This window comes from Nitrincola schmidtii, assembly GCF_008973715.1.
GTDB classification, from domain to species: Bacteria; Pseudomonadota; Gammaproteobacteria; order Pseudomonadales; family Balneatricaceae; genus Nitrincola; species Nitrincola schmidtii.
In genome coordinates, this window is the sequence record NZ_WBOL01000002.1 from 90,316 (window position 1) to 111,623 (window position 21,308).

Annotated in this window: 21 protein-coding genes; 17 read left to right on the forward strand and 4 right to left on the reverse strand. The window is 44.9% G+C overall.

What is annotated here, in order from left to right; translation table 11 throughout:
• Positions 1 to 6: 6 nt before the first annotated feature.
• The 3 genes from F7R24_RS02220 (at position 7) to rluB (ending at position 2,055) form a co-directional block, all read left to right on the forward strand.
• The gene (locus F7R24_RS02220; protein WP_151669614.1) at positions 7 to 627 is read left to right on the forward strand and encodes an L-threonylcarbamoyladenylate synthase; all 621 of its coding nucleotides are present in this window, start codon (positions 7 to 9) and stop codon (positions 625 to 627) included.
• Positions 628 to 710: 83 nt separating this feature from the next.
• Positions 711 to 1,106 carry an H-NS histone family protein gene (locus F7R24_RS02225; protein WP_151669615.1) on the forward strand — a complete coding sequence of 132 codons (396 nt, stop codon included), beginning with the start codon at positions 711 to 713 and terminating at the stop codon, positions 1,104 to 1,106.
• A gap of 49 nt (positions 1,107 to 1,155) precedes the next feature.
• Positions 1,156 to 2,055 (forward strand): 23S rRNA pseudouridine(2605) synthase RluB, encoded by a 900-nt coding sequence (gene rluB / locus F7R24_RS02230; RefSeq protein ID WP_151669616.1) that lies wholly within the window; start codon positions 1,156 to 1,158, stop codon positions 2,053 to 2,055.
• 85 nt (positions 2,056 to 2,140) lie between these two features.
• Here the strand turns inward: rluB and F7R24_RS02235 are convergent, their stop codons facing one another.
• Genes F7R24_RS02235 through ubiG form a run of 3 tightly spaced genes read right to left on the reverse strand, consistent with a single transcriptional unit; the run spans position 2,141 to position 4,312 of the window.
• Positions 2,141 to 2,884, reverse strand: coding sequence for a YciK family oxidoreductase (locus tag F7R24_RS02235; RefSeq protein WP_151669617.1), 744 nt, complete (start codon positions 2,882 to 2,884; stop codon positions 2,141 to 2,143).
• Between the two features lie 16 nt (positions 2,885 to 2,900).
• Positions 2,901 to 3,593: an HAD-IA family hydrolase gene (locus F7R24_RS02240; protein WP_151669618.1), complete on the reverse strand. Its 693-nt coding sequence runs from the start codon at positions 3,591 to 3,593 to the stop codon at positions 2,901 to 2,903.
• Complete coding sequence (gene ubiG, locus F7R24_RS02245; protein ID WP_151669619.1) at positions 3,590 to 4,312, reverse strand: bifunctional 2-polyprenyl-6-hydroxyphenol methylase/3-demethylubiquinol 3-O-methyltransferase UbiG; 723 nt, start codon at positions 4,310 to 4,312, stop codon at positions 3,590 to 3,592. The genes F7R24_RS02240 and ubiG overlap by 4 nt, the downstream gene beginning before the upstream one ends.
• Before the next feature lie 148 nt (positions 4,313 to 4,460).
• Between ubiG and gyrA the strand changes: the two genes are divergently transcribed.
• From gyrA to F7R24_RS02305, 12 genes are all read left to right on the forward strand, one after another.
• Positions 4,461 to 7,058: a DNA gyrase subunit A gene (gene gyrA, locus F7R24_RS02250; protein WP_151669620.1), complete on the forward strand. Its 2,598-nt coding sequence runs from the start codon at positions 4,461 to 4,463 to the stop codon at positions 7,056 to 7,058.
• A 58-nt stretch (positions 7,059 to 7,116) separates the two neighbouring features.
• Positions 7,117 to 8,196 (forward strand): 3-phosphoserine/phosphohydroxythreonine transaminase, encoded by a 1,080-nt coding sequence (gene serC / locus F7R24_RS02255; protein ID WP_151669621.1) that lies wholly within the window; start codon positions 7,117 to 7,119, stop codon positions 8,194 to 8,196.
• A complete protein-coding gene (gene pheA, locus F7R24_RS02260; protein WP_151669622.1) occupies positions 8,189 to 9,070 on the forward strand; it encodes a chorismate mutase in 882 nt (293 codons plus the stop codon). The genes serC and pheA overlap by 8 nt, the downstream gene beginning before the upstream one ends.
• 19 nt (positions 9,071 to 9,089) lie before the next feature.
• Positions 9,090 to 10,190, forward strand: coding sequence for a histidinol-phosphate transaminase (hisC, locus tag F7R24_RS02265; protein ID WP_151669623.1), 1,101 nt, complete (start codon positions 9,090 to 9,092; stop codon positions 10,188 to 10,190).
• Positions 10,187 to 11,131 (forward strand): prephenate dehydrogenase/arogenate dehydrogenase family protein, encoded by a 945-nt coding sequence (locus F7R24_RS02270; RefSeq protein ID WP_151669624.1) that lies wholly within the window; start codon positions 10,187 to 10,189, stop codon positions 11,129 to 11,131. Before hisC ends, F7R24_RS02270 begins: the two co-directional genes overlap by 4 nt.
• Positions 11,131 to 11,820 carry a (d)CMP kinase gene (gene cmk, locus F7R24_RS02275; protein ID WP_151669625.1) on the forward strand — a complete coding sequence of 230 codons (690 nt, stop codon included), beginning with the start codon at positions 11,131 to 11,133 and terminating at the stop codon, positions 11,818 to 11,820. Before F7R24_RS02270 ends, cmk begins: the two co-directional genes overlap by 1 nt.
• Positions 11,821 to 11,846: 26 nt before the next feature.
• Positions 11,847 to 13,532: a 30S ribosomal protein S1 gene (gene rpsA, locus F7R24_RS02280; protein WP_151669626.1), complete on the forward strand. Its 1,686-nt coding sequence runs from the start codon at positions 11,847 to 11,849 to the stop codon at positions 13,530 to 13,532.
• Between the two features lie 46 nt (positions 13,533 to 13,578).
• Positions 13,579 to 13,890, forward strand: a complete 312-nt coding sequence (gene ihfB / locus F7R24_RS02285) for an integration host factor subunit beta (protein WP_276613231.1) — start codon at positions 13,579 to 13,581, stop codon at positions 13,888 to 13,890.
• 25 nt (positions 13,891 to 13,915) lie between these two features.
• Positions 13,916 to 14,221: a LapA family protein gene (locus F7R24_RS02290; protein ID WP_151669628.1), complete on the forward strand. Its 306-nt coding sequence runs from the start codon at positions 13,916 to 13,918 to the stop codon at positions 14,219 to 14,221.
• A gap of 1 nt (position 14,222) precedes the next feature.
• Complete coding sequence (gene lapB, locus F7R24_RS02295; RefSeq protein ID WP_151669629.1) at positions 14,223 to 15,410, forward strand: lipopolysaccharide assembly protein LapB; 1,188 nt, start codon at positions 14,223 to 14,225, stop codon at positions 15,408 to 15,410.
• Positions 15,411 to 15,423: 13 nt separating this feature from the next.
• Positions 15,424 to 16,137 (forward strand): orotidine-5'-phosphate decarboxylase, encoded by a 714-nt coding sequence (gene pyrF, locus F7R24_RS02300; protein WP_151669630.1) that lies wholly within the window; start codon positions 15,424 to 15,426, stop codon positions 16,135 to 16,137.
• Positions 16,138 to 16,258: 121 nt separating this feature from the next.
• The gene (locus tag F7R24_RS02305; protein WP_151669631.1) at positions 16,259 to 16,543 is read left to right on the forward strand and encodes a ComEA family DNA-binding protein; all 285 of its coding nucleotides are present in this window, start codon (positions 16,259 to 16,261) and stop codon (positions 16,541 to 16,543) included.
• A gap of 46 nt (positions 16,544 to 16,589) precedes the next feature.
• Here the strand turns inward: F7R24_RS02305 and F7R24_RS02310 are convergent, their stop codons facing one another.
• Positions 16,590 to 17,483: an AEC family transporter gene (locus F7R24_RS02310; protein ID WP_151669632.1), complete on the reverse strand. Its 894-nt coding sequence runs from the start codon at positions 17,481 to 17,483 to the stop codon at positions 16,590 to 16,592.
• A 151-nt stretch (positions 17,484 to 17,634) separates the two neighbouring features.
• Between F7R24_RS02310 and F7R24_RS02315 the strand changes: the two genes are divergently transcribed.
• Positions 17,635 to 18,348: an FCD domain-containing protein gene (locus F7R24_RS02315; RefSeq protein WP_151669633.1), complete on the forward strand. Its 714-nt coding sequence runs from the start codon at positions 17,635 to 17,637 to the stop codon at positions 18,346 to 18,348.
• A 264-nt stretch (positions 18,349 to 18,612) separates the two neighbouring features.
• Positions 18,613 to 21,270, forward strand: coding sequence for a pyruvate dehydrogenase (acetyl-transferring), homodimeric type (gene aceE, locus F7R24_RS02320; protein WP_240775948.1), 2,658 nt, complete (start codon positions 18,613 to 18,615; stop codon positions 21,268 to 21,270).
• Positions 21,271 to 21,308 lie beyond the last annotated feature (38 nt).

Consider the following 21,308-nt stretch of genomic DNA (forward strand, 5'->3'; position numbering starts at 1 on the left):
GTCGAAGTGAGCCAGTTTTTTCAGATACATCCCGAAAATCCTCAAAAAAGATTAATTACGCAAGCAGTTGAAATTTTGAGATCCGGCGGTGTTATTGTTTACCCAACAGATTGTGCTTATGCCTTGGGGTGTACTTTAGAAAATAAAAAAGCTGTAGATCAAATAAAGTTGATACGTCGTCTGGATGATAAACATAATTTTACCCTAGTTTGCGGTGATCTATCGGTTATCTCAACTTATGCCAAGGTCGATAATAGTGTTTATCGTTTACTAAAAGCGCATACACCTGGAGCCTATACTTTTATTTTAAATGCAACCAGTGAAGTGCCAAGGCGTTTGCTTAACCCTAAAAGGAGAACGATAGGTATTCGAGTTCCAGCTAATCCTATTGTCGCTGCATTATTAGCAGAATTAGGAGAGCCAATAATGAGCACCTCACTTATATTGCCCGGTGAAGAGTTGCCTTTAACCGATCCTTATGACATCCGAGATACATTGCAGCATCAAGTTGATTTAGTCATAGATGGTGGGTTTTGTGGTATGGAAGCAACCACCGTTGTTAATTTAACCAATGATGTACCTGAAGTAACACGAGAAGGTGCAGGTGATATTTCAACGTTTAGTTGATGCTGGTTTTGATTATAAATATTGCAAAACTTTTATAACTGAAGATAATAGTCCGGTCATTAATATAAAGTGAGAATTTTAAAATGTCTGAATTTGCAAAAACGCTTCTGCGTAAAAACTCTTTAAGAAAGCAATGTCAGGAACTTTCTGTTGCAGATATTGAAAAAGTCTTGACTGATTTGAGCGATATTCTGGAAGAACGTAGAGAAGAGGAAGCTCGTTTAGCTGCTGAAGAAAGTAAGCGCGTTGAAAAAATCGAGCAGATTCGTCAGGCAATGAAAGAAGCGGGTCTTGATATTTCTGACCTGTCTGATTTGGCTGAAGTCGCACCTAAGAAAACGGTAAAAGCTAAATATTATATTGTTGATGATCAGGGTCAGCGCCATGAGTGGTCTGGTCGTGGAAGAACTCCTGTTGTATTTGCTGAATATATGCAAGCAAAGGGTATCAGTAAAGATCAATTACCAAGCGCAGAGTAATCCTCGCTGGTAAGAGTCTGTTGTTAAATTATGTTTTGGGATTGCGTCAATGTCAGATGAAAAGATTCAAAAAGTATTGGCGCGCTCCGGAGTTGGCTCACGTCGTGAGATGGAGCGTTGGATCGAATCGGGAAGAGTGTCTGTCAATGGCCACAAAGCAAAGCTTGGAGATCGAGTCTCTGAAAGCGATGCGGTCAGTGTAGATGGAAAGCCTGTTAAGTTGATTATCGCATCAGAGTCGCCGAGGCGCGTTCTTATTTATAACAAGCCATTGGATGAGGTCTGTACGCGACATGATCCAGAAGGGCGTCCAACCGTATTTGATAGTCTGCCCCCGTTAAAAGAAGGGCGCTGGATAGTGGTTGGACGGCTGGATATTAATACCACGGGATTACTGATTTTCACCACAGATGGTGAGTTGGCAAACCGGCTGATGCATCCTTCAGCACAAATTGATCGCGAATATGCAGTGCGTGTTTTAGGTGATATAACGGATGAGATGCTTGAGCGTCTCAGGCAGGGAGTCCTGCTTGAGGATGGCATGGCGCGCTTCACTGATGTTCAGTTTTTTAATGGCGAAGGTGCTAATAAGTGGTATCACTGCGTCCTGATGGAAGGTCGTAACCGTGAAGTTCGACGTTTATGGGAATCTCAGGGTATACAGGTTAATCGACTTAAACGTGTTCGCTTTGGTCCGGTTTTTCTGCCGAGTGATGTCAAGGTTGGCACTTGGCGCGAGCTGGGTCGTAAAGAAGCAAATGTCTTAGCGGCAGAAGTTGATTTACCAGCTGATACCACATCTCTCAGAAAAACGCCTGCTCAATTGGAAGTGGAAGAGCGCCGCTTCCGTCGTCAACGCGTGCGCCAACATGCGGCCGATGGAAAAACTGAAGGTCGTAGTGCGAAAAAGCCACGCGGTCGATCCGTTGGGAAGCGAACTGCCAGATAATCTGATTCAGCAACATTAAAAAGGCTGCACTTCAATGAATTGCAGCCTTTTTTGTATTTACTTAAACTGAAGTAATAAAAAGTTTTTAAGCCTGAGCGTCCATCGACTGGCCTTGAATCTCTTTACTATCCGGTCCCATCAAATAAAGATATAGAGGCATGATTTCAGCAGGAGTACGCAGAGTCTCTGGATTTTCACCAGGGTAAGCAAAGGCTCTCATGTTCGTCCGTGTAGCGCCCGGATTGATCGCATTCACACGAATATTGGCGGTATTTTCAAGTTCGTCTGCCAATACTTGCATTAACCCTTCGGTTGCAAATTTAGATACAGCGTAAGCGCCCCAGTAGGCTTTACCTTTGCGTCCAACGCTCGAACTGGTGAATATAATCGATGCATCTTCGGATTCGGCTAATAAAGGCATCAGTGTTTGCGTTAACATAAAGGGTGCATTGACATTGACCTGCATCACCTGATGCCAAATAATCGGATCGAAGTTTTCTATCGGTGTTCTAACCCCAAGAACGCTAGCGTTATGTAGAATTCCATCCAGTCGACCAAATTCCTGATGCAGTGTGTTGCAAAGCTCGATGTAGTCGTGCTCTGTGGCAACATCAAGATTCATCGGCACGATGGCTGCTTGAGGATGACCAGCGGCTTCGATTTCATCATACACTCGGTCAAGCTTTTCTTGAGTGCGTCCTAACAGAATAACGGTGGCACCATGGGCTGCATAGTGCAACGCTGCTGCACGGCCGATGCCATCGCCTGCGCCGGTTACAAGTATGATACGGTCTTTCAGTAAATCTGCTGGCGCTTGATAAGAAAACATAATGGTATCGCTCCTGTTAACCCAAATCACGCGCAGTGTAGGGTTGAGTAAAGGATTTTAAAAGGCTAAGTAGTTCATCTGGCCTGTCAATAATATAGTTACTGCCCCAGTTGCTTGGGTCTTCATCAGGTTGAAGGTAACCAAATTTGACTGCTAGGGTAAACATGCCAGCGGCATTTCCTGCTTCTATGTCGCGCTGATGATCGCCGACATATAAACAATGTTGTGGTGCTTTTGCTAGTTTTTGAGAGGCTAGTAACAGTCCTTCCGGATCAGGTTTACTGTTTTTGACATCGTCAGGGCAAATAATTACCGCACAACGATCAAATAAATTCAGTTGATGCATCAGGGGGTAGGTGAATCGAGCAGGTTTGTTGGTGACAACTCCCCAAGGGATATCGCTATTTTCAAGCCATGGAAGAAGTTGGTCAAACGAGTCAAAAAGGCCACTGTCTTGTGCTGGGTTAGCTTCATAACGGGTTAGCATTTCTGCGAGCAGTCTTTCAAAATCTGGGTGATTCTCTTCAATCTTAAACGCGGTTTTTATCACCGCACGTCCACCGTTAGAAACGCTTAGGCGTAAGGTGGCATAGTCGATAGTTGGATAACCTTCTTCGATCAGTAGTTCATTACAAATACGCAAAAAGTCGGGTGCTGTATCCACCAGCGCTCCATCAAGATCGAATAAAACCGCATCAATCTGCTTCATGAACGCACCGGTTTTTGAGTAGCAATCATGTAGTTCACATCAACATCATGGGGATCTAGGCGATATTGTCGAGTTAATGGATTGTAGGTTAATCCAGTCATCTCTTTTAATGTCAGTCCGCTATCTCTGACCCATCCGGCAAGCTCTGCGGGTTTGACGAATTTATTAAAGTCATGTGTTCCTTGAGGAACCAGCTTTAATAGTCGTTCCGCGCCTACAATAGCGAATAAGTAGCTTTTAGGATTGCGGTTTAGGGTTGATAGAAAAACATAACCACCGGGTTTGACTAATGCAGCGCAGGCTCGTATTACCGAGCTTGGGTCTGGGACATGCTCGATCATTTCCATGCACGTAACGATATCGAAGCTTTCCGGGTGCAGCTCAGCAAGCTCTTCAGCGGTTATGCGTTGATAATTGACCTTTACACCGCTTTCTAGGCCGTGAAGTTTGGCAACTTTAAGAGGCGCTTCACCCATATCGATACCGGTCACTTGAGCACCACGAATTGCCATCGATTCAGATAGGATTCCGCCACCACAGCCTATGTCCACCACTTTTTTTTCTGCAAGATGTGCAATTCGGTCGATGAAACCTACTCGCAAGGGGTTAATATCGTGCAGCGGCTTAAATTCGCTGTTGCGATCCCACCAGCGGCTGGCTAATTCTTCAAATTTTGCAATCTCTGCCGGATCAAGATTTAGCGTGTTCGGCTTGCTCATGGTCAATAAAATCCCAAATAATTCAATTCTAGTGAATTCTAACACTCATAGCAGAGGTGAGTCAGCGTGTGTTTATGGTACAATTGTCGGCTAATTAACTGCCGTGTTGTCGGCGTGTAAGCATACCGAATCAAGGAACGCTGAGCGAATGGGTGATCTAGCTAAAGAAGTCCTGCCAGTCAATATTGAGGATGAGCTTAAACAGTCCTACCTCGATTACGCAATGAGTGTCATTGTAGGGCGCGCATTACCGGATGTACGTGATGGTCTCAAGCCAGTACATCGTCGTGTACTCTTTGCGATGCATGAGTTAAGCAACGACTGGAATAAACCATATAAAAAATCTGCCCGTGTGGTAGGTGACGTTATCGGTAAATATCACCCTCATGGTGATAGTGCTGTTTACGATACGATTGTTAGGATGGCGCAAGACTTTTCAATGCGCGCGCCATTAGTCGATGGTCAAGGTAACTTTGGTTCCGTCGATGGCGATAGTGCAGCGGCGATGCGTTATACCGAAATCCGCATGGCTAAAATAGCGCATGAGCTATTGGCTGATCTAGACAAAGAAACCGTCGATTTCGTTGACAACTATGATGGTACGGAAAGAATTCCTGCTGTGTTACCAACACGAGTGCCAAACCTATTGGTCAATGGTTCTTCAGGTATCGCGGTAGGGATGGCAACCAATATTCCTCCCCACAATTTGGGTGAAGTGGTAAAAGGTTGTCTAGCGCTGATCGAAAACCCAGATTTAACCATCGATGAGCTTATGGAGTTTATTCCTGGTCCTGATTTCCCTACTGGCGCTATCATCAATGGTCGTGCGGGTATTTTGCAGGCTTACCGCACAGGGCGCGGACGTATTTACGTTCGAGCACGTCACCATATAGAAGAGAATCCACGTAATGGTCGCCCTATGCTGGTGATCACTGAGATTCCTTATCAGTTAAATAAAGCGCGCACTATCGAAAAAATCGCTGAACTGGTCAAAGAGAAAAAGATAGAAGGCATCAGCGAGCTTCGTGACGAGTCAGATAAGGATGGTATGCGTATTGCCATCGAGCTGCGTCGTGGTGAAGTCGCGGAAGTGATTATCAATAATCTCTTTAATCAAACTCAACTACAAAGCGTTTTTGGTATCAATATGGTTGCCTTAGTCAATGGCCAGCCGCGTATTATTGATCTTAAAACGATGCTTGAATGCTTTATATTGCACCGTCGTGAAGTAGTCACGCGCCGTACCGTTTATGAATTGCGTAAAGCACGTGAACGTGGGCATGTATTGGAAGGTTTGGCCATTGCGCTTGCTAACATAGATCCCGTTATCCAGTTGATTAAAGAGTCTCCGACTCCAGCTGATGCGAGAGAGAGGCTGATTGCCACTCCGTGGAATCCAGGTCACGTGGTCGATATGTTGGAGCGTGCGGGTGAAGATGCCTGCCGCCCAGAAGATCTTGAACCTCAATACGGTTTGCGTGAAGGTCAGTACTATCTTTCACCGGTTCAAGCGCAAGCTATTTTGGATCTGCGTTTACACCGTTTAACCGGTTTAGAGCACGAAAAGCTGATTGCTGAATACCGTAGTCTGGTTGAAAAAATCGCTGAACTTCTGTTTATTCTTTCTTCACGCGAACGTTTGATGGAAGTGATTCGCGAAGAGCTGGAAGCGATTGTTGCTGAATATGCCAACCCACGTCGTACCGAAATTATCGCTTCGCAGCAAGATTTGACCGTTGCAGACTTAATTACTGAAGAGGATATGGTGTTGACCATATCGCACAGTGGTTATGCGAAAACTCAGCCTCTGGATGCATATCAAGCCCAGCGTCGTGGCGGCAAAGGTAAATCAGCGACCGCCATGAAAGATGAAGATTTCATTGAGCATCTTTTGATTGCGAATACGCATGACACCGTACTTTGCTTCTCAAGTCGCGGTAAGGTCTATTGGCTCAAAGTGTATGAAATTCCGCCTGCCAGCAGAGCTTCGCGTGGGCGTCCGTTAGTGAATATTCTTCCCTTGGAAGAAGGTGAGCGTATCAACACGATATTGCCGGTCAAAGAGTTTGATGAAGATCGTTATGTCTTTATGGCGACGGCTAAAGGCACGGTTAAGAAAACGCCATTGCAAAGCTTTGCTCGTCCACGTAGCACAGGTTTGATCGCCTTGGATATTTTAGAAGGAGATTGTTTAATCGGTGCTGCCATTACCAGTGGTAATGATGATGTCATGCTTGTCACTAGCGCAGGAAAAGCGGTGCGCTTTAACGAACAAGATGTGCGTCCAATGGGCCGAACGGCTCGTGGTGTTCGTGGTGTTCGTATGCCTGAAGAAGCCAGTGTTATCTCGCTAATCATTCCTCAACCTGGAAGCAAAGTGTTAACTGCTTCTGAAAAGGGCTATGGAAAGCAAACGGCTGTCGAAGATTTCCCACTTCGTGGTCGTGGTGGTCAAGGTGTTATTGCGATGCAGTGTACTGAGCGAAATGGTGCATTAGCAGGCGCAGTACAGATCTTTAGCGGTGATGGTGTGATGTTAATCAGTAATCGTGGAACCTTGGTACGTACCCGGACGGATGAGATCTCAGTCCTAGGTCGTAACACTCAAGGTGTCATGCTCATTCGTTTGAGTGACGATGAAAAACTGGTTGGTCTGGCCCGTATAGAAGAGCCTGAAGATGAAGAGGTTGAAGTAAATTCTGAGCTAGACTCGACCCCATCTGACAGCAGTGATTTTGACGCTTAATAATCGGCGCACACATCTTTACCAATGAAGATGTGTGCTTTTTACATTGAGTAAGAAGATGACACGTAAATTCAACTTTAGCGCGGGACCGGCTGCTTTGCCGGATGAAGTATTACTGGAAGCTCAACAAAATTTATCTGATTGGCAGGGCAAAGGACTGTCAATTATGGAGATGAGCCATCGTAGTGATGAGTTTGTTGCAGTAGCTGAGCAAGCAGAACAGGATTTGCGTGACTTAATGTCGATTCCTGAGAACTATCGAGTGCTGTTTCTTCAGGGTGGTGCGACCAGTCAATTTGCGATGTTGCCGATGAATTTACTTCGCGGTAAATCATCTGCTGATTACGTCAACACAGGGATCTGGTCTAAAAAAGCGATTGCCGAAGCAAAGCGATACTGCTCAGTCAATATTGCCGCATCGACCGAGTCGGATCACTTCATGCGAGCCCCTGATCAGAGTGAAATCAAGGTTAACCCTGAATCAGCATATTTGCATTACACCAGTAATGAAACCATTGGTGGTGTGGAATTCGACTATATTCCTGAAGTACAACTTCCTTTAGTGGTAGACATGTCTTCTGACATTTTGTCGCGGCCCTTGGATGTTAGTCGTTTTGGTTTGATCTATGCTGGAGCACAGAAAAACATAGGCCCTGCAGGTTTGACCGTCGTGATTGTTCGTGAGGATTTGCTGGGCCAAACGGTCGCTGGAACACCAACCATGTATGATTATCAGGTACAAGCCGAGGGCGGGTCGATGCATAACACCCCACCAACTTTTGCTTGGTATTTGTCTGGTTTAGTATTTCAGTGGTTGAAGCGCCAAGGTGGTGTTGAAGCAATGGCAGAGCTTAATCAGCGCAAAGCATCTAAGCTTTACTCAGCCATAGATCAAAGTGAATTCTTTGCCAATCCGATTGCAAAAAACAGTCGTTCGATCATGAATATTCCGTTCACCCTCGCTGATGCAAGTTTAGAGAAAACCTTCCTGCTAGAATCGGAAGCCGCAGGATTGTTAAATCTTCAAGGTCATCGCTCGGTAGGAGGGATGCGCGCCAGTATCTATAATGCAGTTCCAGAAGCAGCGGTTGATGCACTGATCGCTTTCATGGCTGATTTTGAGAAACGCTATGGTTAATCCGGTGACGTCTAATACGGATCAAGCTGAAGCCGCTCTGCTAGAGTTGCGTAATCAAATAGACTCTATTGATCAGCAGATACAGCAACTGATCAATCAGCGGGCTACCTGTGCTCAACAAGTGGCAGAGGTTAAGCAACAGTTTAGCAACCAACATCCTGCCGTTTTTTATCGACCTGAGCGAGAGGCTCAGGTTTTACGTCGTGTTATGGAGCGTAATCAAGGTCCACTACCGGACCAGGATATGGCACGGTTATTTCGAGAAATTATGTCAGTGTGTTTAGCCCTAGAGCAGCCAATGATGGTCGCTTATCCTGGGCCTGAAGGCGGTTATACTGAACAAGCGGTGCGTAAGCATTTTGGCTTCTCCGTAAAAGGCATTGCCATGAGTGATCCCGAGCAGTCTTTTAAAGCGGTTGAAGAGGGGCGTTGTCATTATGCAGTCACCCCAATTGAATCCACTCAAGAAGGTTTGGTCAGTCATACTTTGGATCTTTTTCGTCGTTATGATTTACGAATTTGTGGCGAAGTGGAACTGGAATTAGATCCTTCAGATGACAAAACACTGGTTGCTGATACGCGTTATTTAGTTTTAGGTAGGCAGTACGTCGGTCCCAGTGGACAGGATAAAACCTCCATTCTACTAACGCTTCCTGATCAACCTGGTGTATTGCATGATGTGCTAGGTATCTTTAGAAATCGAGGTATCAGCTTGACCCGACTTGAAAGTCGTACTTGGCAGCAATACTCCTTGTTCTATATCGATTTTCAAGGTCATCAAGAAGATGAGTTGATTAAAGAAGCATTGGCTGAGTTACCGCATGAAAATAACTCATTAAAAGTGCTTGGATCTTATCCCAGAGCCGTGCTCTGATCGTTACAGGAATTGATGCATGAGCTGTGATTATGTGCAGTTAGCTAACCCGGGTGTGCAGTCTTTGCAGCCTTATCAAGCGGGTAAGCCCATGGATGAGCTTGAGCGAGAGTTAGGTATTCGTGAGATAGTCAAACTTGCGAGTAATGAAAATCCATTAGGGCCGTCACCTAAGGTTATCAGCGCTATTCAACAATCACTGTCAGAATTGACTCGCTATCCCGACAGTAATGGCTTCCAGCTAAAACATGCGTTATCACAACGTTTTAGTCTTTCTTCAGATCAGATTACCCTAGGTAATGGCTCCAACGATCTATTGGAGATAGTAGCAAGAACCTTTCTACGAGATGGTACTGAAGCTATTTACTCCCAATATGCCTTTATTGTTTATCCTTTGGTGACGAAAGCGGCTGGCGCAAAGGGTATTGCCGTTCCGGCTAAAGCTTACGGGCATGATTTAACCGCCATGGCAGATGCCGTTAACGAAAAAACACGCGTCATTTTTTTAGCCAACCCGAATAATCCCACAGGTACCTGTTTTTCAACGTCTGCGTTTGAAACTTTTATGTCTCGTGTACCGCAATCTGTCATTGTGGTGTTAGATGAAGCCTATACCGAGTTTGCTGAAAATATTGATACGCCAAACGGATTGGATTTTCTTGATCGGTATTCCAATCTTGTCGTGACGCGTACTTTTTCCAAAGCCTATGGTTTGGCTGCCTTGAGGGTTGGGTTTGCCGTAGCCAATCCTGATATTACCAACTTAATGAATCGTGTAAGACAGCCTTTTAATGTGAGTAGTTTGGCACAAACAGCGGCAGTAACAGCATTAGCTGATAGCGATTATTTGCAGCAAACCGTTCAGGTCAATAGCCAAGGATACCAGCAATTAATAGATGGTTTTACAGCGCTGAAGTTAGCGTTTATTCCCTCTGCTGCCAACTTCATTACCTTAGACATGAAAAAAGAGGCTCAACCTGTTTATCAAGCACTACTTCATCAAGGTGTGATTGTTAGGCCTTTAGCAGTTTATGGTTTGCCAAATCATTTGCGAATTAGCATCGGTACTCAGGCCGAGAATCAACAATTTCTAACAGCATTAGAAAAGGTGTCCTTGTGATACAGAAACTAGATCGAGTATTAGTTGTAGGTCTAGGCCTGATAGGTGGCTCTTTCGCCAGTGGGATAAAAAGTCGATCTTTAGCAAATACGGTTGTTGGTTATGATATCAACGAACAGGAGTGTCGGTTAGGCGTAGAGTTAAATGTGATTGATGAGTACAGCACTGATCTATTATCAGCGGCTTCTGAAGCTGATCTAATTATGCTGGCGGTTCCAGTGAAGGCAACCGAAGCCTTATTAGTGCAGATGTTTACAGTGATGAAGCCGACCGCGATTATTAGCGATGTGGGCAGTACAAAAATGAACATCATAGAAGCTGCTGGTCGTGTTTTTGGCACTCTTCCTCACAATTTTATTCCGGGTCATCCTATCGCGGGTGCTGAAAAAAGTGGTGTTACAGCCGCAAATCAGGATCTGTTTGAACGCCATAAAGTTATCCTAACACCGCTTGAAACAACCTCGGTGGATGCAGTCAAAGTCATAGCATCTCTTTGGCAGGCGCTGGGAGCTGAAGTTTTGGAAATGACTCCAGAGCGACATGATGAAGTGCTAGCAGCTACCAGTCATTTGCCCCATATTTTGGCATTCTCATTGGTCGATACCTTAGCGCATGAAGAGCAAAATAAAGATATATTTCGATACGCTGCGGGCGGTTTTCGCGACTTTACGCGGATTGCAGCCAGTGATCCAGTGATGTGGCACGATATCTGTCATGCCAATAGAGATGCTATTTTAGATCAAATAGATCAATTTACGGATGGTCTAAGCCGGTTACGAACAGCCATAGATCAAGGCGATGGTCAAACGCTGTTGGGGATTTTTACCAGAGCACGCGTTGCACGAGAATATTTTAGTACGCTGTTAACGGGCACCGCCTACGAGTTAAAGCCCGTCGTGCAAAAGGAAGCTAACTTATTACAAAAAAAGGAGGCAGGTTAATGCCCACCACAGAGCTAGTACCTATTATCACAGTAGACGGCCCCAGTGGATCTGGAAAAGGAACTATATGTCAACGTCTAGCACAGCAAATGGATTGGCATTTATTGGATAGCGGTGCGCTTTATCGTTTGACAGCTTTAGCGGCTCATCATCATGGTATATCGATGGAAGATGAAGAATCCATCAAAGTAGTCGCTGCGCATTTGGACGTTCAGTTCCTTGCAAGCCATACGACAGAGATAAAAATAGTATTAGAAGGTGAAGAAGTTACCGATGCAATACGTGCCGAAAAAATCGGATCAGATGCTTCGGTAGTGGCGTCAATGCCCACTGTTCGTCAAGCGCTATTGCAGAGACAGCGCGACTTTGCGGCAACACCGGGGCTCATCGCAGATGGTCGAGATATGGGCACTGTGGTGTTCCCAGAAGCTCGATTAAAGATTTATTTAGATGCTAGCGCAGAAGAACGTGCAAGTCGACGTTATAAGCAGTTGATTAGCAAAGGAGTGAGTGCTAGCCTTGAAGATATCCTTTCGGATATAAAAGCGCGAGATGAGCGAGATATGAATCGCACTATCTCGCCATTGAAACCGGCGCCTGATGCGGTGATTCTGGACACCACCCGAATGACAATTGAGGAGGTGCTAGAGGTGGTGCTGGATGAAGCAAAACATAAAGGGCTGCGATAGGCAGCTTTACACTGAGGGTGCGGGTAATGAGTGAGAGTTTCGCTGAGCTATTTGAAGAAAGTTTACAAGAACTTGAAATGGCCCCAGGATCAATTGTTACGGGTACAGTCGTAGCAATAGAAAATGATTTCGTCATCGTTCATGCAGGTCTTAAGTCGGAAGGTGTTATTCCACTCGAGCAGTTTAAGGACGACAAAGGCGTTTTAACCGTTGCCGTTGGTGATGAAGTTAAGGTTGCCCTAGAAGCAATGGAAGACGGTTTCGGTACCACTTTACTTTCACGTGAAAAAGCCAAACGTGCGGAGTCTTGGGGTGTACTGGAGAAGGCATACGAGTCCAGCGAAACTGTGACTGGATATATTACCGGTAAAGTCCGTGGTGGTTTAACCGTCGATGTTAATGGTATCAGTGCCTTCTTACCGGGTTCCTTAGTCGATGTAAGACCTATTCGTGATACAGCCTATTTAGAAGGTCAAGAGTTAGAGTTTAAGTTGGTTAAGCTGGATGCTCGTACCAATAACATAGTTGTTTCCCGACGAGCCGTTCTGGAAGAAGCCTACACCGAAGAGCGCGAGAAGCTGCTTGAAAATATGGCAGAAGGTCTCGTTATTAAGGGTGTAGTAAAAAATCTTACCGATTATGGCGCCTTTATTGAACTAGGCGGCATTGACGGTTTATTGCATATTACCGATATGGCGTGGAAGCGTGTTAAACACCCAAGCGAATTGCTAACGATTGGTCAAGAAATCGATGTTAAAGTCCTTAAGTTTGATAAAGAGAGAAGTCGTGTTTCTCTTGGGCTTAAGCAGTTGCAATCTGATCCGTGGAATCAACTGACCAGTCAAAGTAAAGTCGGTGACAAAGTCCGTGCTCGTGTGACCAATTTAACCGACTACGGCTGCTTTGCTGAAATAGGTGAAGGTGTTGAAGGTTTAGTACACGTCTCTGAAATGGACTGGACCAACCGCAATATTCATCCCTCTAAAGTTGTTCAAGTGGGCGATGAAGTAGATGTGGTTATTCTGGATATCGATCAGCAACGTCGTCGCATCTCCCTTGGCATGAAACAGTGCAGAGAAAATCCCTGGGAAGCCTTTGCTAAAAACAGCAATAAAGGTGATAAAGTTTCCGGTGTCATCAAATCCATTACTGATTTTGGTATTTTCATCGGTCTTGACGGTGGTATCGACGGCTTAGTTCATCTATCTGATTTGTCCTGGGAAGAACCAGGCGAGCAAGCCGTTAAATCTTATTCTAAAGGTCAAGAAGTAGAAGCAGTTGTGTTATCTGTTGATCCAGAACGTGAAAGAATCGCTTTGGGTATCAAGCAAGTAGATACAGATCCTTTTGCAAGTTTTGCTGACAATCATCCAAAAGGTGCTAAAGTTAACGGACAAGTTCTTAGCAGTGATGATAAACAGGTCATCGTAGCACTAGCTGAAGGTGTTGAAGGTATTCTAAAAGTTTCGGAAGTTTCGCGTGATCGGGTTGAGAATCTAACTTCACTTTATCCAGAAGGTACTGAAGTTGAAGCTGTGATTGTTAGCTTGGATCGTCGAAACCGTACGGTGAATCTGTCTGTAAAACAGCTAACAGAACAAGTTGAAAAAGAAGCCATCAAAGCAGTTAAAGAGCAAGCACCTGCAGAGCCAGCTGGCCCTACGACGATAGGTGATTTGATCAAGGCTCAGATGGAAAAAGATGGTCGATAAGGGTATCTTATGATATCCCTTTCGATTGAGCGTTAAGCATTTAACGATTTTAGTGGAGGAAACCATGACGAAATCAGAGCTTATTGAACGCCTGATTGAGCAGCACCCGCAATTATCTGTAAAGGATGTAGAGGTTGCGGTCAAAACCATGCTTGATCATATGACAGAGTCACTGGCTAATGGAGATCGTATCGAAATTCGTGGCTTTGGTAGTTTTTCATTGCACTACCGAGCGCCAAGAATTGGACGTAATCCCAAAACAGGTGAATCTGTTTCTCTTGATGCTAAATATGTACCGCATTTCAAACCCGGCAAAGAGATGCGCGATCAGGTGAACGATAGTTTAAATGCTGGCTAAACGCCGGCAAATTGGAGGTTGAAACGTGCGTTTTCTAAAGCGTTTAATTGTGGTTTTGTTAGCGTTGAGTGTGCTCTTAGTAGGCATCTTGTTTACATTGCATAACATGACCCCCGTGACAATCGATTTGATTTTCATCACTTTACCTGAGGCTAGCCTGTCGTTATGGCTACTGGGTGCTTTTGCATTAGGTGGTTTCGTCGGTGTCATACTCAGTTCGGTAATGCTCATGTCATTAAAAACGCGCCTCTACTATTTAAACAAAAAGGTCACCTCGACTCGTCAGGAGTTAAATAAGCTACGGACAACAGGCCTAAAAGAATCTGTTTAATATGTCAGATTACGCCCTGTTCGTGTTGCCAATAGTTGTAGCAGTCGTTGCTGTTGCTGCGGGTTGGCTTCTAGGGCGATTCCAATTGCGTCGATCATCCTTATCGACGCATCGTCCGCCAAACCGAGATTATTATCGGGGATTGGGTTCTTTAATTGATAATAAAGCGGATGATGCTGTCGAAAGCTTTATTAAAGCGCTTGAAGTTAACTCGGATACCATTCCAGCTTACCTAGCCTTAGCTGACTTATTCAGGCGAAAAGGTGAATACGATCGCGCTATCGAGATGCATCAAACATTATTAGCGCGAACAGACCTTTTGCATGAGGATTTTATCCGCATTCAACTATCCCTAGCGAAAGACTACAAAGCAGTGGGTTTGCTTGAGCGCGCTGAAGGATTGTTGCAGTCGGTTATTGCCGAAAACCCTCGAGATGAACAGCGGCATCTTGCTCGTCGTCAATTAGCCAAGCTTTATGAAGCGCAGCAAGAATGGCAGCTAGCGTTAAAAACTGCTTTGAAATTACCAGATTCAAAACGCGCTGATATTGGTCATGAAATGGCTAATTATGCTTGCGAATTGGCTTTAGTGGCATTGGATAGCAATGATTCTGAAGTCGAAAGCTGGCTCAAACAAGCCTTAAGATTGGATCCAACCTGCGTTAGAGCCAATCTGATGTGGGCGCAGCACCGGATGAAAAAACATGCATGGAGAGGTGCGGTCAAGCACCTCAAAGAGGTATCTGATCAAGATGCCAAAATGATTCCAGAAACCCTAACTATGCTGTCAAAGTGCTTTTCGGAAATGGGTAATTCTGATGCCTATGCAAGCTATTTAGATCGGTGTTTAGCGATGAATCCATCCACAACCGCATGGATTGAGCGAGCACAATTGATTGAAAAAGAGTTAGGTATAGCTGCTGCTTCAGAATATATGGTCAACGCTCTCAGAAAACATCCTTCACTGAAAGGTTTTCACTACTTAATCGATCTTAAGTTACAAGAAAGTAACCCTGAAGAGCGTGATCGTTTAATGATTTTAAAAGAGTTAACTGGTCAGTTAGTTAAAAGCAAACCCAAATATCAGTGCCAACACTGCGGCTATGAAAGCAAGCAGCTCTATTGGCAGTGCCCTTCATGCAAAACTTGGGACAGTACTCGTCTGATTCAAGGTTTAGAAGGTGAATAGTTTAGGAAAATCCATGTCACACTCAAAAAGCCCTATCATTGTCGCACTAGACTACCCAGATCAAACTTCTGCCCTCAGTATGGCGTCGTTATTGGATCCCAAGGATTGTCGAGTAAAAGTTGGTAAAGAACTGTTTACACGAGCAGGTCCAGCTGTTGTTGAGGCGTTACAGCAGCAGGGCTTTGATGTGTTTCTCGATTTGAAATTTCATGACATACCCAATACTACCGCTATGGCGGTTAAAGCCGCTGCGGAACTGGGTGTATGGATGGTTAATGTCCATGCTTCTGGTGGTCGAAGAATGATGGAAGCAGCTGTTAATATACTGTCCCAAGCGAATAGTCAAACTCTACTCATCGCAGTAACGGTACTAACGAGTATGGAGAAGTCGGATCTTGAAGAATTGGGTATCGACATAGATCCAGCCTTACAGGTTGAGCGTTTAGCACACTTAACCGCACAATCAGGTTTACATGGGGTTGTCTGCTCGGCACAGGAGGCTGCTCTATTAAGAACCAGCTTACCTAAAGAGTTTTGCCTCGTGACCCCAGGAATTCGTCCTGCGGATTCAGAATCAGGCGATCAAAAGAGAATCATGACACCGGTCTCTGCATTAGAGCAGGGTAGTAGTTATTTAGTGATTGGTCGTCCTATTACTCAAGCAAAAGATCCTGCCGAAAGCTGTTCAGCAATTTTGTCTGATATACGAACGGCTGGTTTTTGCTAAAATTTGATTTCGATCAATAGAAAGTCAGATAGGCTCAAATCTATCTGGCTTTTTTTGTAAAAGGATTTAAGATTTCCAAACTGACTAGGAAGTCAGTTACTTATCAACAAGGAGGTCTCCTATGAAACGCTCAATTTTGGGTGCATTCGCACTTATCTTTGCATTAGCACTCAGTTCATCTGTACAAGCCACTTCACCTATTGATATCAATAGTGCGACAGCGAGTGAAATAGCCGCTGCATTATCAGGTGTTGGGCCTGCGAAAGCCCAAGCAATCGTTGATTATCGAACTGAAAAAGGTGGTTTTGTTAGCATTGAAGAGCTGACCCAAGTGCAAGGTATCGGTCCGGCGACATTGGAGCGAAACCGTGACGTATTACTGTTAGAAACCACTCCTCAGCAGTAACAATCGCAATACCGCCTTCTGACAATCAACTCTATGGGGTTGGTTGTCAGAGCGTGAAAGCCAGAACCACAGGAATAAACAACAAACTACCCACATTGCCAATCAATACGATTGCGGCGACTAGATGCGGTTCCTGATTGTAACGTTCAGACACCATGTAATTAAGTACCGCTGGTGGAAGAGCAGCAAAAAGAAGTAAGTAGGCAAAGTGTTGTGCTTCTAACTGGAAAAAAGGCTGTAAAGACAGGGCTATCGCTAAGCCCGTTACCGGTGCCAGTATCGCTCCCCATACCCCGATTTTCCAATGCGTAAAGTCAATACTGGTCATGCGAACGCCAAGGGCAAACAACATCAGAGGAATGGCAATCTGGCCAAGCATATCCACAAAGGTCCTTAAGGGTGCTGGAAGGATCCAATCGGTATAACTCCAAGCAACACCGGCAATCGTCGCGATAATCATCGGCATTCTAAGTAGTTGCAACAGTTTGGTTTTGTTATCCAGAATGTATAAGCCTAGGGTAAAGTGAAGCAGGTTCTCCACTAGGAATAGAACGACTGCTGCAGGTAAAGCCGCTTCACCAAAGGCCAAGACAATTAGCGGTATACCCAGATTGCCACTGTTGGAAAACATCATAGGGGGTAAGAAGGTTTTCGGTTTGACGCCAATAAGACGGCATAAAGGCCAAATGAGTATTCCTGACAAAATAATCACCAGAACTGCGGCCATGGCAAGAGGATAATAGTTAGGAAGATCGAAGTTTTCAGCAGACATGACCGAAAAGATCAGTGCCGGTGTGAAGATATCAATATTCACCTTGTTGGCAACAGACATATCTGTCGGGCGTTTGCGAGCATAAATAAAGCCAACTAAGACGATCGCAAGCAACGGGAAGATGGTCTGAAATATGCGCTCAACCACCATCCATGAAGTGACTTCCATAACGACAAAACCTGTTACTTAGATAAACGAGTGACTATACGATTAAGTCACTGCTATGTCAGTGAGTTTGTGGTTAAATTATTGTGATGAGGTCAATAACATAAACTAATACATAAAACACGACCTTTAATACAGATCAATGGCAGGACAGATGGTTTACAAAAACGTTAAGCAGCCAAAAATATCTGATGTGATTATGAGTCAGATAGAAGAGATGATTCTTGAAGGGACTTTCATACCCGGGCAGCGGCTCCCACCTGAAAGAGAGCTAGCAGTTAAATTTGGTGTATCTCGCCCGTCGCTTCGTGAGGCGGTACAAAAGTTAATAGCACGAGGTTTATTAACCAGTCGTCAAGGCGGTGGAACCTTTGTTAACGAAACGCTGGGCTCGGGTCTATCTGATCCCTTGATGAAGCTGTTTGAGACTCATCCAGAGGCACAATACGACCTGCTGGAATTCAGGCATGCGCTGGAGGGGGTATCCGCATACTACGCCGCCTTGCGTGGAACCTCTGCAGATAAACAAAAAATCCGTCATTGCTATGAAGAGTTGCAGCGTTGCCATGATCAGCGCATGTTTGAGCAAGAGGTTAAGGCAGATGTGGAGTTTCATTTGTCCATTGCGGCTGCGGCACATAATACGGTTTTACTGCATATGATGCGTGCCTTGTTTAGTTTGTTAAGCCATCATATTGGTGACAATCTTTCGAAAATTTACCCAAAACCTGACTATCGTCGCACGATACATGATCAGCATGGTGTGTTGCTTGAAGCCATTGAAGCTGGTAATGCCAGTTTGGCAAGAAAGGCTGTGCAAGATCATCTTTCTTATGTCGAGGATGCACTACAAGAACAGGGTAGATAAAATACCCGAGTCGAACGCTCTTTACGGCGAGTTGAACTAAATACAAAAGATAAAACAACAAGTTAAAATTATATTTCTTGTACTTTTATTACAAAAATAAATTGCTGCACTGCAAAATAACCCTTTAAGCATGGTTTTATGGACAGTTTTGACTAAAAAAGGTAGTATTACTACAAAATAATCTGTGCGGTGCAGCATGCAAAATCAGCTGTATACGTCTAGTCTTTCAAAACTACAGTCATCTGCTGTTTGGAGATAATAAAAGTGCACGATATAAAAGAAGATGTGGATCCGATTGAAACTCAAGAGTGGCTAGATGCACTTGAGTCAGTAGCAAAGAACGAGGGCGATGATCGCGCTCGTTTTATTTTACAGAAATTAGGTAGCAAAGCATCAGACATAGGTCTTGGCGCAGCAGGTTCCTTAACTACGCATTACCGTAATACCATTTCACCAAAAGATGAAGCGAGAATGCCGGGCGATCTGTTTATGGAACGCCGTATTCGATCATTTATCCGTTGGAATGCCATGGCGATGGTGATGCGTGCCAATGATAACAGTGATGCATTAGGTGGACACATTTCCAGTTTCTCCTCTTCTGCAACGCTATATGATATTGGTTTTAATTACTTTTTTCATGGTCCTGAAGGGGATCGTGAGTCAGATATGGTGTTTTTCCAAGGCCATATCTCACCGGGTATTTATGCTCGCGCTTATTTAGAAGGTCGTCTGACTGAAGAGCAGATGGATAACTTCCGTCGTGAAGTTGATGGTAACGGTCTGTCTTCATACCCCCACCCTTGGTTGATGCCAGACTTTTGGCAATTCCCAACCGTTTCCATGGGTCTTGGTCCAATTCAAGCGATTTATCAAGCACACGTTATGCGTTATTTGTCTGCGCGTGACTTAGTTAAGCGTGGCAATCGTAAAGTATGGGCTTTCTTGGGCGATGGTGAATGTGATGAGCCTGAATCTTTAGGTGCTATCTCACTGGCAGGACGTGAACAGCTGGAAAACTTGGTGTTCGTGGTCAACTGTAACTTGCAGCGCTTAGATGGTCCGGTTCGTGGTAACGGTAAAATCGTACAAGAGTTGGAATCTATTTTCCGTGGCGCAGGCTGGAACGTTATCAAGTGTCTTTGGGGTCGTCATTGGGACCCATTGTTCGAGAAGGATGACAAAGGCCTACTGCTGAAGCGTATGGATGAAGTGGTCGATGGTGAGTTGCAAAACTACAAGGCCAACGGCGGCGCTTATACGCGTGAACATTTCTTTGGTAAGTATCCTGAATTGTTAGAGATGGTCAAAGACATGACCGATCAGGATATTATGAACCTAAACCGTGGCGGTCATGACCCTTACAAAGTATATGCGGCTTATCATGCGGCGATGAACCATAAAGGTCAGCCTACTGTAATTCTGGCTCAAACGGTTAAGGGTTACGGTACAGGTCAATCGGGCGAAGCTAAAAACGATACGCACTCGATGAAAAAAGTCGCGATTGACGACTTAAAAGCCTTCCGTGATCGCTTTAATATTCCTCTGGATGATGAGCAGTTAGAAACGGTTCCTTACTACCGTCCGTCGCCTGACTCTCCAGAAATGAAGTACATGTTTGAGCGTCGTAAGCAATTAGGTGGTTTCTATCCTGCAAGACGTAACACCTTTGACAAGCTTGATACGCCAGAACTTGAAGCCTTTGCTAGTCAGCTGAAAGGCACCGGTGAGCGTGAAATTTCAACGCAAATGGCGCTGAACCGTGTACTGAGTACATTGGTTAAAGATAAGAACGTTGGTAATCGTATTGTTCCGATTGTTCCTGATGAAGCACGTACGTTCGGTATGGAAGGGATGTTCCGTCAGTTAGGTATCTATACCTCTCAGGGACAGCGCTACACTCCGCATGACCGTGACCAAATCATGTTCTACAAAGAATCTAAAACGGGTCAAATTCTGGAAGAAGGTATTAACGAATCGGGTGCATTCAGTGCTTGGTTAGCCTGTGCGACTTCTTACAGCAACAATAACTGCCCCGTAATTCCGTTTTACATCTTCTACTCGATGTTTGGTTTCCAGCGTGTCATGGACTTAACTTGGGCTGCAGGTGACTCACAAGCCCGTGGTTTCTTGATCGGTGCAACCTCAGGTCGTACTACCTTGAATGGTGAAGGTTTACAGCATCAGGATGGACACAGTCACTTGATGGCGCAGATGATCCCTAACTGTGTCAGCTACGACCCAACCTACGGTTATGAGTTGACGGTTATTGTTCAAGATGGTCTGAAGCGTATGTTCCACGACCAAGAGAACAAGTTCTACTACATCACTACCTTGAATGAAAACTATCAGCATCCTGATATGCCGGCTGGCGCTGAAGAAGGCATCATCAAAGGCATGTACTTGCTCGAAGAAGGCAAAAAAGCTGATCTTCGTGTGCAATTGATGGGCTGTGGTTCAATCCTTCGTGAAGTGCGTGAAGCAGCGACGATTCTGCGTGAAGACTATGGTATCGAATCGGATGTTTGGAGCACCACATCAATTAACGAACTGCGTCGTGATGCACAAGCGGTTTATCGATGGAATATGCTGCATCCAGAAGATCAGCCACGTGAGTCTTACGTAGAGCAGTGTCTGAAAGGTCGCGAAGGTCCCGTGATTGCGTCAACTGACTACATGCGAATGTATGCAGATCAGTTGCGTGAATACATTCCACGTCGCTACAAAGTACTGGGAACCGACGGCTTTGGTCGTTCTGATACCCGTGCCAAACTGCGTGAATTCTTTGAGGTGAATCGTCACTATGTGGTGGTTGCTGCACTGAAAGCACTGCAGGAAGAAGGCAAACTTGAAGCGTCTGTTGTCGCTAAAGCTATGCAGAAGTTCAACATCAACCCTGAAAAACCGGCTCCTTGGACCGTGTAATACAGGTACTTCTGATAGCTATAGCGAGAGGATAAGAT

Coding starts and splice junctions, on each gene's coding strand:
- F7R24_RS02225 (WP_151669615.1), top strand. CDS start 711: ATGTCTGAATTTGCAAAAACGCTTCTGCGTAAAAACTCTTTAAGAAAG.
- rluB (WP_151669616.1), top strand. CDS start 1,156: ATGTCAGATGAAAAGATTCAAAAAGTATTGGCGCGCTCCGGAGTTGGC.
- F7R24_RS02235 (WP_151669617.1), bottom strand. CDS start 2,884: ATGTTTTCTTATCAAGCGCCAGCAGATTTACTGAAAGACCGTATCATA.
- F7R24_RS02240 (WP_151669618.1), bottom strand. CDS start 3,593: ATGAAGCAGATTGATGCGGTTTTATTCGATCTTGATGGAGCGCTGGTG.
- ubiG (WP_151669619.1), bottom strand. CDS start 4,312: ATGAGCAAGCCGAACACGCTAAATCTTGATCCGGCAGAGATTGCAAAA.
- gyrA (WP_151669620.1), top strand. CDS start 4,461: ATGGGTGATCTAGCTAAAGAAGTCCTGCCAGTCAATATTGAGGATGAG.
- serC (WP_151669621.1), top strand. CDS start 7,117: ATGACACGTAAATTCAACTTTAGCGCGGGACCGGCTGCTTTGCCGGAT.
- pheA (WP_151669622.1), top strand. CDS start 8,189: ATGGTTAATCCGGTGACGTCTAATACGGATCAAGCTGAAGCCGCTCTG.
- hisC (WP_151669623.1), top strand. CDS start 9,090: ATGAGCTGTGATTATGTGCAGTTAGCTAACCCGGGTGTGCAGTCTTTG.
- cmk (WP_151669625.1), top strand. CDS start 11,131: ATGCCCACCACAGAGCTAGTACCTATTATCACAGTAGACGGCCCCAGT.
- rpsA (WP_151669626.1), top strand. CDS start 11,847: ATGAGTGAGAGTTTCGCTGAGCTATTTGAAGAAAGTTTACAAGAACTT.
- lapB (WP_151669629.1), top strand. CDS start 14,223: ATGTCAGATTACGCCCTGTTCGTGTTGCCAATAGTTGTAGCAGTCGTT.
- pyrF (WP_151669630.1), top strand. CDS start 15,424: ATGTCACACTCAAAAAGCCCTATCATTGTCGCACTAGACTACCCAGAT.
- F7R24_RS02305 (WP_151669631.1), top strand. CDS start 16,259: ATGAAACGCTCAATTTTGGGTGCATTCGCACTTATCTTTGCATTAGCA.
- F7R24_RS02310 (WP_151669632.1), bottom strand. CDS start 17,483: ATGGAAGTCACTTCATGGATGGTGGTTGAGCGCATATTTCAGACCATC.
- F7R24_RS02315 (WP_151669633.1), top strand. CDS start 17,635: ATGGTTTACAAAAACGTTAAGCAGCCAAAAATATCTGATGTGATTATG.